The sequence below is a fragment of the Paludibacter propionicigenes WB4 genome (genome assembly GCF_000183135.1).
GTDB lineage: Bacteria > Bacteroidota > Bacteroidia > Bacteroidales > Paludibacteraceae > Paludibacter > Paludibacter propionicigenes.
This window is the reverse complement of the sequence record NC_014734.1, coordinates 1,926,173-1,939,869: the sequence shown is the minus strand read 5'-3', so window position 1 is coordinate 1,939,869 and position 13,697 is coordinate 1,926,173. Positions and strand designations below refer to the sequence as shown.

The following is a 13,697-nucleotide window of genomic DNA, read 5'->3' as shown; positions in this document are numbered from 1 at the left end:
TGAATAAAAATACAGAATCATGAAAATGAGAATATCAGCCATACTTGTGCTGATTTTGATTGCACTCGTGCCATCGAAATTAAAAGCAGATAACCCGATTGTTCAGACAAACTACACTGCCGATCCCGCACCAATGGTGCACAACGGTACGGTGTATTTATATACCACTCACGATGAAGATAAAACAGTAAGAAATTTCTTCACCATGAATGACTGGAAATGCTATTCTTCAACCGATATGGTGAACTGGACCGATCATGGTACCATCCTTTCTTACAAAGACTTTAGCTGGTCGAGAGGTGATGCTTGGGCAGGGCAATGTGTTTACAGAAACGGAAAGTTTTATTTTTATGTTCCTATGAATATGAAAAACGGAGGCAATGCCATCGGTGTGGCGGTTTCCGATAGTCCAACCGGCCCTTTCAAGGATGCGCTGGGTAAACCATTGCTTGTTGGATATGGCTATATCGATCCAACCGTGTTTATCGATGACGATGGGCAGGCTTATCTGTATTGGGGAAATCCGCATCTCTGGTATGTGAAACTCAACAAAGATATGCTTTCGTACGACGAAAAAGCTGGTATTGTGCAGGTTCCGCTTACCGATGAAAGCTTCAAACTACGCACTATCAATGCACATAAAACCTTCTCGTGGGCTTCGTCTATCGATGGACGAGCCTCGCACAGTATCAAAGGTCCTAACAACAAATACTACTGGTTTGTAAGCGCGGTTGATAAAGCCACCAACAAACAAGTAATCGGATTGGGTGTCGGTACTCAGGCTATCGGTCCGTTCGAAGATGTGCTTGGCAAACCGTTCATCACCGAACATTGTGGCGATGGCAACATCAACCCAACTGTTATTATCGACAATGAGAAACAACCGTTTTTGGTTTGGGGTGAATCGGAACTTTGGTCTGTCAAGCTTAATGCCGACTGGATTTCTTACGACTCAACCAAAGGAGCGGAGCTTATTCCGGCAGATAAAAAAGAATGGTTTGCTTCCAAAATAAAAGGAACGGTCAATTCAACTGAAAAAAGAACCACCACTTACGAAGAAGGTCCATGGGTTTTCAAACGTAACTCAAAATACTATTTGCTTTATCCGGCGGGTGGTGTGCCAGAACATTTGGCTTATTCCACAGGTAAAAGTGTAACCGGCCCATGGGTTTACGGCGATACCATTATGCGTATCATTCCAAAAGATGGCGCATTCACCAACCATCCGGGATACATTGACTATAAAGGCAAATCGTATCTGTTTTATCACAATGCAGGATTGCCAGGCGGAGGTGGATTCAAGCGCTCGGTATGTATTGAGGAATTTAAATTTAATGCAGATGGTTCTATTCCGGTCATTCAGCCAACTAAAGTAGGTGTAAATGAAAGTGTAACAAAACTGAATCCTTTTGCCAGGGTTGAAGCAGAAACCATCGCCTGGGAAGAAGGTATTGAGACTGCAGCGCAAGAAACTACAGGGGTTTATGTGACGGATATTCATAACGGCGATTATATCAAAGTTCGGAGCGTTGATTTTGGAAAAGGTGCAAAAAATTTCCAGGCTAATGTAGCAACTGCCACCGAAGGCGGAAGCATCGAAATTCACTTGGACAGTAAATCAGGGGCTATTATTGGAACGCTGAATATCAAGACTACGGGTGATGCTCTTAAATGGGCGGTTCAATCGGCAAAGATCAATAGAGCAAAAGGTGTACACGATATTTACTTCGTATTCAAAGGCGGAGAAGGCAATCTGTTCAATTTTGACTGGTGGAAACTGAATTAATAATATCCATAATTTATACTTATGCTTAAAAAATATTTCTCAATCATTCTATTTTCATTGATTTTCACTGGTTTTGCCAAATCCGAGAATCCGATTATGCAATCTCATTTTGGTCCGGATCCTGCTCCAATGGTGTACAAGGGTACGGTTTATGCTTATGTGGGAGATGACATCCCCGGAACCGACTTTTACTACATGACCAAATGGAGAATTCTTTCAACCACCGACATGGTGAATTGGACAGATCACGGATCGCCTATCTCGCTTGAATCGTTCTCGTGGGCACGCGACCGTGCATGGGCTGCTCAGTGTATCGAACGTAACGGTAAGTTTTACTGGTATATATGTGCACAAAGTACTAAAAACGATATGTCAATCGGTGTGGCGGTATCCGATTCACCTACCGGCCCTTTCAAAGATGCTATAGGAAAGCCGCTGATTGCTAACGGAAGCTGGTCGAATATTGACCCAACAGTGGCAATTGACGATGATGGACAGGCTTATCTTTACTGGGGTAATGGAAGTTTGTTCTATGTAAAGCTCAACAAAGACATGATTTCCTATTCGGGCGATATTGTTACGGTTCCGCAAAGTGTAGAATCATTTGGTGGAGTAAGAGGCAACAAAAGCACTGATAATCCGAACAAGGATAGCTATGTGGAAGGTCCATGGTTTTACAAACGCAATGACATTTATTATTTGATGTACGCCGGAATGGGCAAAGGTGGCGAGTGTCTTTCGTATTCAACAAGCAAAAGTCCAATTGGACCCTGGAAATATCAGGGAAAGATTATGGAAGACCAAAAATTGAACAGTTTCACCAATCATGGTGGAATTATCGACTACAAAGGAAACTCATACCTTTTCTATCATAGCGGTTTGCTTCCTAATGGTGGTAGTTATGGTAGAGCGGCCTGTGTCGAGCAATTTACCTACAACCCCGATGGCACAATTCCTTCGGTAAAAGCAACTAAAGAAGGTCCTGCTCCGGTAGGTACCGTGAATCCCTACAATCGTGTAGAGGCCGAAACAATGGCATGGTCGGAAAAATGCACTATTTCTCAAAACAAGAATAACGGTATTTACGTGTCAGGCACCCGTCAGAAAGGTTATATCAAAGTTCGCGAGGTTGATTTTGGAACTCAATCACCTGCATCCTTCACTGCATCGCTGGCAGCCGGAGTTGATGGTGGCATTCTGGAAGTACGACTGGACAGTGTAAAAGGCAAAGTGCTTTCATCAATCAGCGTACCACGTACAGGTGGCTGGGATAAGTTCAAAACATTTACGTCGGAGATAAAAGAAAAGGTTACGGGCAAACATGACCTCTACCTGTATTTCAACGGTCAAAACATCACTGCCGGACGCGAATTGTTCAATTTCGACTGGTGGAGTTTTAAATAAAAATCAATTTTTAAAGATGGGTCTCGTTTCAAAAAATATAAAAATTAAAAGTTTCATAGGCTTTTTCCTGTTTTTTCAGGTTATCTTCTTATGTCCGTTAAGAAGCCAGAATGTTATCATTTCCAATACCTCAAGCCGGAATTCTACCAGTTTAAATGGTAAGTGGAAATATGTAATTGATCATTATGACGCAGGACAACTTGGATTTCTACCCATTTATACTAACTTGAAACCCAAAGATAAAACGGATAGGGTTGAATATAGCTTTGATCAGGCTGAATCACTCTGGGTTCCGGGATCGTGGAACACCCAGAAACCTGAACTGTTCTACTTAGAGGGAACGATTTGGTATCGGAAAACATTCGATCAGGAGAATATCTCAAAAGACAAGCGGTATTTTGTCTATTTTGGAGCGGCTAATTATCTTAGTACGGTAACTTTTAATGGGAAGATTTTAGGAAAACACGAAGGTGGATTCACTCCTTTTTGTTTTGAAATCACCAAGCTGATTAAAGATAAAGACAACTATTTGATAATAGGAGTGAGTAACACACGGGCAAGCGATTATATTCCGGGTAAAGTAACCGACTGGTTTAATCACGGAGGAATAACCCGCGATGTGAAATTGATTGAAGTGCCGACGACTTTTATCAGTAACTATTTTTTGTCACTGGATAAAACAACGCTTAACAGTAAAACTAAAATCATTAAAGGAAGCTTGACGCTTAACGGAAAAGCTGCCGGACAAAAAGCCAGAGTAACAATTCCTGAACTTAAAGTAGTGAAGGAAGTAACTATTGATTCGACAGGTTCTTGCAAGTTTAGCTTGGCTTCGAACAAACTCGAATTATGGTCACCCGAAAATCCAAAGCTCTATGATGTTACCATTGAATCGGGAACGGATAAGGTGACAGACCGGATTGGGTTTAGAACAATTGAAGCAAAAGGTAAGCAAATTTTGCTCAATGGCAAGCCTGTATTTTTGAAAGGAATTTCGTTACACGATGAAAATCCGCTTCGCAAAGACAGAGCAAATTCCAAGGACGATGCACGGCTTATGTTGGGATGGGCAAAAGAGCTGGGCTGTAATTTCCTGCGTTTGGCGCATTATCCGCACCAGGAGAATATTGTACGGCTGGCCGACGAAATGGGGATCATGCTTTGGGAAGAACTGCCTTTATATTGGGGTATCGACTGGGGAAATGCCAAGGTGCTTCAAAAAGCGAAGGATCAATACTCCGAACTCATTAATCGGGATTATAACCGGGCAAGTTCCATTATTTGGTCGATAGCCAACGAAACTTCGCCTTCGCCTACCCGTAATCAGTTTCTGATTTCGTTGGTGGAACATGTTAGGGGCATGGATAGTACGCGCTTGCTCAGCGCAGCTTGCAAGAAAGATCAGGCTGTGGATGGACACCCGGATGATGACTATACACTTGGCGACCCGATAATGAAGTACCTCGATATTATAAGTTTTAACGAATACTTGGGGTGGTATGGAGGTTTGCCCGAGGAATGTAGGAAAAAAACATACAAAGCCAGTATGGAAAAACCTGTCATTGTCAGCGAATTTGGTGGCGATGCCTTGCAGGGATTTTATGGCGATAGCCTCACCCGTTGGAGCGAAAACTATCAGGAAAATCTATACAAAGAGAATCTTGCCATGTTTGATCGCATTGATGGACTGGCCGGCTTAACACCCTGGATTTTGACTGATTTCATGACACCGCTTAGGCAATTGCCTAATGTTCAGGATGGGTGGAATCGCAAGGGACTTATCTCAGAAAAAGGAATTAAAAAAAGAGCCTTTTTTGTCTTACAAAAATATTATAAGAAGAAATAAGAAGATTAAATTAGATTTTTTGCTAACTATATAATTTTTAGAATCATATGAAATTAAAAAAATCACTTGTTCCGTTAGTTCTATGTTATGCTATGAGCATATTAAGCGTTACGGCTCAGACTCAAAAAAAATATCACACATGGGCACCAACTCCTCCATTGGGCTGGAATAGCTGGGATTGTTTTGGTACGACTGTGACCGAACAACAAATCAAAGAGCAGGCGGACGCCATGGCTAAGTATCTTTTGCCAAGCGGGTACAAATACCTCACGGTGGATATTCAATGGTATGAACCGGAGGCTAAAGGGCATGCCTATGATCCAAAGGCTACGCTAACAATGGATGAATATGGACGTTTAACCCCGGGTTTGAAGAAATTTCCATCAGCGGCTAATGGCGTAGGTTTCAAAGTTCTGGCAGATTATGTTCATTCCAAAGGACTTAAGTTTGGAATCCACATTATGCGCGGTATTCCACGTCAGGCTGTTGAAAAAAACACACCTGTACTTGGAACCACGGTCAAAGCGCAGGATATTGCCGTTAAGAGTTCTACCTGTTCCTGGAATCCGGATATGTACGGCGTGGATGCTACAAAGCCGGAGGGACAGGCTTACTACAATTCTATTGTTAAGATGTATGCCGACTGGGGTGTTGATATTATTAAGTGCGACGATATTTCGCGCCCATATGATGATGTTCAAAAAGCAGAGGTTGAAGCCCTCCGAAAAGCGATTGATAAAACAGATCGTCAAATTATTTTAAGCTTATCACCCGGTGCAACGCCGGTGAAAATGGGTGAACATGTGATGAACCATGCCAATATGTGGCGTATCACTGACGATTTTTGGGATAGATGGGGCTTGCTCCTTGCTATGTTCGAAAGGCTTGATGCATGGACTCCTTACCGCGGACCCGGACATTTTCCTGATGCAGATATGCTTCCGATTGGAATTGTTGAATTTACGCGTCCTACAAACTTCACAAAGAATGAGCAATATACTCTTATGAGTATGTGGGCTATCGGTCGCTCGCCACTTATTTTTGGTGGTGATATGACTAAGCTGGATGATTTCACGAAGGAAATGCTTACCAACCCCGAAATGTTGAAGGTAAACCAACAAAGTACCAACAATCGTCAGGTGTCACGCGATAAGAACCTGATTGTATGGACTGCCGATGTGCCAAAAAGTAAGGATAAATATGTCGCGCTTTTCAATGCACAAAGCAAAGGAGATAATATCGATTTTAGCAATGCTGACTATTCAAGTCCGATAATTGCAGGAAAAGGCAGTTCACAAAAAGTGGAAGTGTCGGTAAAAGACGGAAAGAAACTTGTATTATTTGTAAAAGATGGTGGCAATGGTTTCGATTGGGATCACGTGGTGTGGGTCGACCCGGTTCTTCACGGACCTAAAGGAGATCTTAAACTGACCAGTTTGAAATGGATTAATGCTACTGCCGGTTGGGGCGAAGCAAGGGTAAACCGAACCTGTGACAACAGACCGATAATTATCAACAATAAACCTGCTGAAGGTATTGGTACTCACGGAGAATCTGTCATTATTTACGATTTGCCCGAAGGTTATGATACATTTACTGCTACCGGAGTGGTTACTCAGGAAAAGGGCTCGGTAGTTTTTGGTGTGCTTGTTAGTAAAGGTGGTATGGATTTTCCGGAGAAAGCTCAGGTGAAGATAAATTTCGAATCGATTGGTCTGAAAGGCAAAGTGAAAGTGCATGATTTGTGGAGTCACAAAGATCTTGGTACTTTCAAAGGTAGCTTTGGTCGTGAGTTACCTCAACACAGTGCAGGATTATATCGACTAACTCCAATAAAATAAACATGAAAAACAATATATTTATGAAAAGAGTCAAACTATTAGTATCGTTATTGCTGGTACTTGCCGTGAGTATTCAGGCTCAATCGTATCAGAAAACCGATTTGGGAATAAAAACAAAAATAAATTCAACCGATGTTGAAATTCAGTTTTTTAGTCCAACAACTGTTAGGATTTTGAAGTCCCCTGTTGGGAAACCGTTTAAAAAAGAAAGCTTGACGGTAATAAAAAAACCACAAGCAACCAAATTGGCAATCAGTCAACAAGGAGACATCGTTTCGTTGAAAAGTAACAAGTTGAAAGTAGATGTTGATGTGAAATCAGGCAAAGTCTCTTATTCAACGCTTGTAGGAGCAAAACTCTTAAGCGAAAAAGAAGCGAGTGCAACCTTCACCGATTTCGACGATGCTGGTTCAAAGACATACACCGTAAACCAATCATTCACACTCGATAAAGATGAGGCTGTTTATGGTTTAGGACAACAACAACGCGGTAAACTATCGTTGCGGAACGAAAAAATCAACATGGTTCAGGGTAATACCGACGACTATGTTCCTTTCCTTGTTTCAACAAAGGGTTACGGTCTGTTCTGGGATAATTACTCTCCAACAACTTTTGAAGATAAGCCCGAAAGCACTTCATTCAGATCGGATGTGGGAGATTGCATTGATTACTATTTCATGCTGGGTGGAAGCATTGATGGTTCCATTGCCTGCATGCGTGATTTGAGCGGTCAGGCTCCGATGTTCCCATTGTGGACATTTGGTTACTGGCAAAGTAAAGAACGCTACAAAAGCCAGAACGAATTGGTGGGTGTAGTGAATAAATACCGTGAATTGGGCGTTCCACTCGATGGTATTATTCAGGATTGGCAATATTGGGGCAACAACTACTTGTGGAATGCTATGGATTTTCTCAACACTGAATTTCCGGCTCCAAAGAAGATGGTTGAAGATATTCACAAGCAAAACGCACACGTAATTATTTCTATCTGGAATTCTTTTGGCCCTCAAACCAAGCAATACCGCGAAATGAAACCAAAAGGTATGCTTTTAAATTTTGGCACATGGCCTCAATCAGGTTTGGAAGCTTGGCCACCGAATCGTGAATATCCTTCAGGTGTTGAACCTTATGATGTATATAATCCCGAAGCGCGTGATATTTACTGGAAATACCTGAACAAAGGGCTTTTCTCGGTGGGAATCGACGGTTGGTGGATGGATTCTTCCGAGCCGGATCATTTAGATTTCAAACCTTCAGATTTCGACTTGAAAACCTATCTGGGTTCATTCCGTAAAGTTCGCAATGCTTTCCCGTTGATGACGGTAGGAGGTGTTTCTGAACATCAACGCGCTACAAGTTCAGATAAACGTGTGTTTATCCTAACCCGCTCAGCATTTGCCGGCCAACAACGCTATGGAGCCAATACCTGGTCGGGCGATGTAAATTCATCATGGCAATCGCTTCGCAACCAAATTCCGGCTGGTCTTAACTTCTCAATGAGTGCTATTCCTTACTGGAATACAGATATAGGAGGTTTCTTTGCCAGCGCATATAACAGAGGTTGGAACGAAGGTGCTAAGAATCCTGCTTTTCAGGAATTGTACGTTCGCTGGCTTCAGTTTGGCGCATTTACGCCTATGATGCGTTCACACGGAACTGACATACCAAGAGAAATTTATAACTTCGGAAAAAAAGGAGAGCCTATTTACGATGCGATAGCAAAATCGATTGATTTACGTTACTCCTTGTTGCCATACATTTATTCAGCCGCTTGGGATATCACCAACAGTCAATCTACTATGATGCGTGCATTGGTTATGGATTTTAGTGATAAAAATGTAGTGAATACGAACAACGAATATATGTTTGGAAAATCGATATTGGTGGCTCCGATTGTAAATGCTCAATATACTCCGGAAACCATCTTAAGAGCCAATGCAGAAACCGGTTGGGATAAGAAAGAAGCTACTGACAATGCAAAAAATCAAGCTGTAAGCTTTGCTCAACCAAAATCGACTAAAGTTTATCTTCCGGAAGGAACTTCATGGTACGATTTCTGGACGAACGAGAAAGTGAAAGGTGGTCAGGAAATAACCAAATCAACCACTATCGATGAAATTCCTTTGTTCATTAAGGCTGGAAGTATCATTCCATTCGGACCTCAGGTACAGTATGCTACTGAAAAGAAATGGGATAATCTGGAAATCCGTGTTTATCCGGGAGCCAATGGAGAATTTAGCCTGTACGAAGATGAAAACGATAATTACAATTATGAAAAAGGGGCTTACTCAACCATTACTTTTACCTGGAATGACGCCAGTAAATCATTAATTATTAATAATCGAAAAGGCTCGTTCCCCGGAATGATTACTTCTCGAAAATTTAATGTTGCAGTGATTGCAGCAGGTAAGAAAATTGAGAAAGCAGTAACTTACACTGGAAAAAAAGTTGTAGTTAAACTATAAAAATGCTATTGATTTACAGATTAATCAGTTTTTGATCTGTGTTTTAGTTGTACTTGGTTTTAGCTTTTTAGCTGAAGCCAAGCCACTAAAGCATATTTAGAGATATAACCTTCAAAACTGATTGGCAGCATGTCAAAAGCACAAAATTATTGAGAAAATATAGCTATTTAACTATTAGTCAATAATAACTAACTAAATATAATACATTATGATGAAAAAATTTTTTATTGCAGGATTTATCCTGATTGAGGCTTTAGCAGTCTCTGTACATGGTCAGGACAATGCGTCCCTGAAGACGCTAAAACAAGCATTTCACGGAAAATTTCTTATCGGTTGTGCTGATGATCTTACATCGAATAATGATGCCTATCAGGCAAGTATTAAAGCGCAGTACGACATCGTTACTCCTGAAAACTGCATGAAACCGCAGTCGCTTCATCCATCGGAAGATGTTTATAACTTCAAAACAGCCGATGCGATGCTTGATTGGTGTCAGAAAAACGGGTTAAAAGTATGGGGACATACTTTAGGCTGGCATTCACAGACTCCGAACTGGTTTTTTCAGGCAGTAAACCCAAAAACAGAAGAAACTCAACAACCTCAACAAGGTCAGCCTCCAAGACGACCGGGAGCAAGACCGAATTTTGATCCAAATGCACCACGTCCTACAATGGATGAAATGTGGGCACGCGGTATCAAAGGGGATTTGGCGAGCAAAGAAGTTGCGCTGGAGCGTTTGGAAAAACATATCAAAACTGTGGTTGGACGATACAAAGGACGCATTATTGGTTGGGATGTGTTCAATGAATCTATTGCCGATGGTGGTGATGGTTCTACAGAGAACCTTCGAAATTTCAGTTGGTATAAAGTTGTTGGACCGGAAGTATTAGCCAAAGCATTTAAATGGGCGCATGAAGCCGACCCTAAAGCTAAATTATACTATAACGACTACAACATCGAACAGGGTGCAGTTCAAAACAAAGGAAAACACGCAAGCTCTATGTTGTTGCTTAAGCGTCTCATCAAAGAAGGTGCTCCTATCACAGGTGTTGGAATTCAAGGACACTGGCACTTGGATACTAACCTTGCCGACGTTGAAAAAGCCATTGAAAACTACGCATCGTTGGGATTGAAGGTCTCTATCACAGAACTTGACGTAACTGCAACTGGGGAGAACAGTGGTGCTTTTAGCGTGAATCAGGGCGACAGAAAAATTCCGGTTGAAAACTATATAAAACAAGCTGAAGTATACAAGAAACTATTCGAAATTTTCATGAAACATTCCAAGGTGATTGAACGTGTAACTTTCTGGGGACTTAGCGATACTCGCTCATGGCGTCGTGGACAGGATGCGCTTTTATTTGATGGAGAATTGAATCCAAAACCAGCCTATAAAGCGGTTATTGAAGCAAGCAAAGCGAAATAAATCTGTTTTTCTATAAGTAAATTTGTTTTTATAAGAATAAACATAAAATCAAATAATTATGAACCATCGCACCCCGATAATACTGTTATTTATTACCTGCTTTTTGACTCAGTAATTCTTCGAAGGAAAGCAAGAAAACTACTGCCACCGGGTATATACAGTAGGAGGGGTGGGATGGTATCGTAAAACATTTACTTTTAATTCAAAAGATATTTCGACAGAAAGTCAAGTTTTCACTCAGTCTATGTGCTGTAAATCAACATGTAATAAGAAAACTAATACATAAATATCAACAAAATATGAAATTAAAATTTTTATTATTAGCTGGACTTTTTCCTCTTCTATGTCAGGGGCAAATTGTAAAAAGCTTCAAACAATTATCCGACCGGGTAAATGTGACCTTAGCGGATGGAACGCTCAGCATTTCTCCTTTGTCCGACAATGCCGTAAGAATTAAATTTTACAAAGTGTCAGAGGGAAATTTACCGGAGCTTGTTTTTACAGCAGGGACAGTAAATCCTGTTTTTCAGGTTGTCGATTCGCCTTCCAAACTTGAAATTAAAGTACCTAAAATTACCGTATTGCTGGATAAGCAAACCGGTACACTATCGTATGCTGACAAGACCGGCAAGGTTTTTCTGAGCGAGAAAGCCGGAACCCGTAAACTCACTCCTGATGTTATTCAGGGCGAATCCTGTTTTGCTGTTGAGCAAAGTTTTGAATCGCCTGCAGACGAGTCAGTTTTTGGCTTGGGACAATTTCAGGATGGACAATATAACCTGAAAAATGTAGCTCGTAGGCTGACACAGGTAAATACGCAGATTGCTATTCCGTTCATTTATTCAAGCAAAGGATATGGTTTGTTGTGGCATCAGTACGGCCTTACCGATTTTAATCCGGCGGATAATTCTATTGCTTTAAACAAACAAGAGCAATCAACCAACGGAAATGCTCAAATGGCAGAGGTAACTACTACTTCCGGAACCCAAAAAGTATCCCAGAATCAATCATTATACCAAGGGAAGTTTAATGTCCCTGCTGACGGTGAATATTCCATTTTCCTTGATCTTGGCGATATGGGTAACCGTCATTTTGTGGTCATAGATGGAAAGCCTTGCATGGATCAAAGCAATATGTGGCTTCCACCTACTGCCGGAGCATTGGTCAATCTAAAAGCAGGTGAACATCAGGTCCAAGTGCTTTGTAAATCGAATAATACACCTAAACTGTCGTGGAGACAGAGCGACAATTCTGCTACATTCCGCTCGCCGGTTGCTAAGGCTTTGGATTATATTGTGTTTTACGGACCATCCGCCGATGATGTGATTGCTTCTTACCGGAATTTATCGGGCAATGCACCCATGTTCCCTAAATGGGCTTATGGTTTCTGGCAATGTCGGGAGCGTTACACATCTGGAACGCATTTGGTAGAAACAATTAAAGAATTTCGCAAAAGGAATCTTCCGGTGGATGTAATCGTTCAGGATTGGCAATACTGGGGCAACAGAGGCTGGGGAGTTCCTCAGTTTGATGAAAAGAATTACCCAAATCCAGCTGGTTTTATCAAGGAATTACATGATTTGAATGCACACTTTAATATCTCAATCTGGTCGAACCCTGATAAGAATTCAGCAATAGGAAAAGAGTATGTGGCTAAAAACCGATTTATCCCCAACACTAAATGGTTGGATTATTTTAATCCTGAAACCCGGAAAGAATATTGGAATACATTGAAAGTAAATATGTTTGATAATGGAGTTGATTCATGGTGGATGGATGCTGTAGAGCCCGAAAATGATGCTTTGAAAGGAGAAAAAACATTTATAGGAGCAGGTGACTTTTATCGTCTAACTTATCCACTGATGGTTAGTCAGGCTGTGTATGAAGGGCAGCGCGAAGCTTCGTCCGACAAGCGGGTTTGTATACTTACCCGTTCGGCTTTCTCAGGACAGCAACGTTACGGTGTCATCAATTGGTCCGGTGATATTGGTTATACATGGGATGTGTTCAGAAATCAAATTGTGGCCGGATTAAACTATACCATCACCGGAATGCCATACTGGACTACCGATATAGGTGGATTTTTCCGTCCCGGACGTACGCAATACACCGACGAAAAATACCACGAACTATTGACCCGCTGGTATCAGTGGGGCGCAATGAGTCCGATTTTCCGTATGCATGGTTATCAAACAGAAACCGAACCTTGGAAATTTGGGCAGAAAGTAGAAGACAATATGCGTAAAATGCTGAATCTGCGTTACCGATTGCTTCCGTATATTTATTCCGAAGCATGGCAGGTTACCAAAAATGGTTCAACTATGATGCGTCCGTTAGTGATGGACTTTAATGGAGATGCTGATGCGGTTAGCCGTCAGTTCCAGTATATGTTTGGTAAATCAATTCTGACAGCACCTGTGACCGAAGCCAATGCAACTGAATGGAATGTTTATTTACCTAAATCTGCAGGTTGGTTTGATTTCTGGACAGGGAAACAATTCAAAGGTGGACAAACGGTGAAAACGGCTGCTCCGTTGGATAGAATTCCTTTGTTTGTAAAAGCGGGCTCTATTATTCCGATGGGTAAAATTATTCAATCTACTGCCGAAAAATCTGACACGCTTGAAATTCGGATTTACAAAGGTGCCAATGGTGGATTTACATTGTATGAAGACGAAGGCGATAATTACAATTACGAAAAAGGTAAATACTCCACTATTTCTTTCCATTGGAATGAGAAGACTCAATCGCTTACCATTGGAGACAAAAAAGGAAATTATTCGGGCAGCCTGAAGAAACGAATCTTTAATGTTGTATTAGTTGATGAGAATAAAGGCTTTGGAATAAATACCAATGCAGCCGGAAAAAAAGTCTCGTATCTGGGCAAACAAATTAAACTTAGTTTCTGATTGATCGTCTATAAATAGCC

The 13,697-nt window shown here is 41.3% G+C and carries 7 protein-coding genes and 1 pseudogene; all 8 read left to right on the top strand.

Going from position 1 to position 13,697, the window contains the following annotated elements; genetic code table 11:
• Positions 1 to 25: 25 nt before the first annotated feature.
• Positions 26 to 634, top strand: a pseudogene (locus tag PALPR_RS16180) (family 43 glycosylhydrolase); the annotation flags it as partial.
• Between the two features lie 168 nt (positions 635 to 802).
• A complete protein-coding gene (locus PALPR_RS16175) occupies positions 803 to 1,786 on the top strand; it encodes a carbohydrate-binding protein (RefSeq protein WP_419185429.1) in 984 nt (327 codons plus the stop codon).
• A gap of 21 nt (positions 1,787 to 1,807) precedes the next feature.
• A complete protein-coding gene (locus tag PALPR_RS08120; RefSeq protein WP_013445138.1) occupies positions 1,808 to 3,190 on the top strand; it encodes a glycoside hydrolase family 43 protein in 1,383 nt (460 codons plus the stop codon).
• 16 nt (positions 3,191 to 3,206) lie between these two features.
• Entirely contained in the window at positions 3,207 to 5,036 is a 1,830-nt protein-coding gene (locus tag PALPR_RS08115; protein ID WP_013445137.1) for a glycoside hydrolase family 2 protein, read from the top strand.
• A gap of 47 nt (positions 5,037 to 5,083) precedes the next feature.
• Positions 5,084 to 6,877, top strand: a complete 1,794-nt coding sequence (locus PALPR_RS08110; RefSeq protein ID WP_013445136.1) for an NPCBM/NEW2 domain-containing protein — start codon at positions 5,084 to 5,086, stop codon at positions 6,875 to 6,877.
• Positions 6,878 to 6,897: 20 nt separating this feature from the next.
• A complete protein-coding gene (locus tag PALPR_RS08105) occupies positions 6,898 to 9,342 on the top strand; it encodes a glycoside hydrolase family 31 protein (RefSeq protein ID WP_041620821.1) in 2,445 nt (814 codons plus the stop codon).
• Positions 9,343 to 9,550: 208 nt separating this feature from the next.
• Positions 9,551 to 10,768, top strand: a complete 1,218-nt coding sequence (locus PALPR_RS15375; RefSeq protein ID WP_013445134.1) for an endo-1,4-beta-xylanase — start codon at positions 9,551 to 9,553, stop codon at positions 10,766 to 10,768.
• A gap of 299 nt (positions 10,769 to 11,067) precedes the next feature.
• Entirely contained in the window at positions 11,068 to 13,677 is a 2,610-nt protein-coding gene (locus tag PALPR_RS08095; protein WP_013445133.1) for a glycoside hydrolase family 31 protein, read from the top strand.
• Positions 13,678 to 13,697 lie beyond the last annotated feature (20 nt).

Bases quoted from the DNA above. Each gene is read 5' to 3' on its own strand.
- PALPR_RS08120 (WP_013445138.1), top strand. From the start codon at position 1,808: ATGCTTAAAAAATATTTCTCAATCATTCTATTTTCATTGATTTTCACT.
- PALPR_RS08115 (WP_013445137.1), top strand. From the start codon at position 3,207: ATGGGTCTCGTTTCAAAAAATATAAAAATTAAAAGTTTCATAGGCTTT.
- PALPR_RS08110 (WP_013445136.1), top strand. From the start codon at position 5,084: ATGAAATTAAAAAAATCACTTGTTCCGTTAGTTCTATGTTATGCTATG.
- PALPR_RS08105 (WP_041620821.1), top strand. From the start codon at position 6,898: ATGAAAAGAGTCAAACTATTAGTATCGTTATTGCTGGTACTTGCCGTG.
- PALPR_RS15375 (WP_013445134.1), top strand. From the start codon at position 9,551: ATGATGAAAAAATTTTTTATTGCAGGATTTATCCTGATTGAGGCTTTA.
- PALPR_RS08095 (WP_013445133.1), top strand. From the start codon at position 11,068: ATGAAATTAAAATTTTTATTATTAGCTGGACTTTTTCCTCTTCTATGT.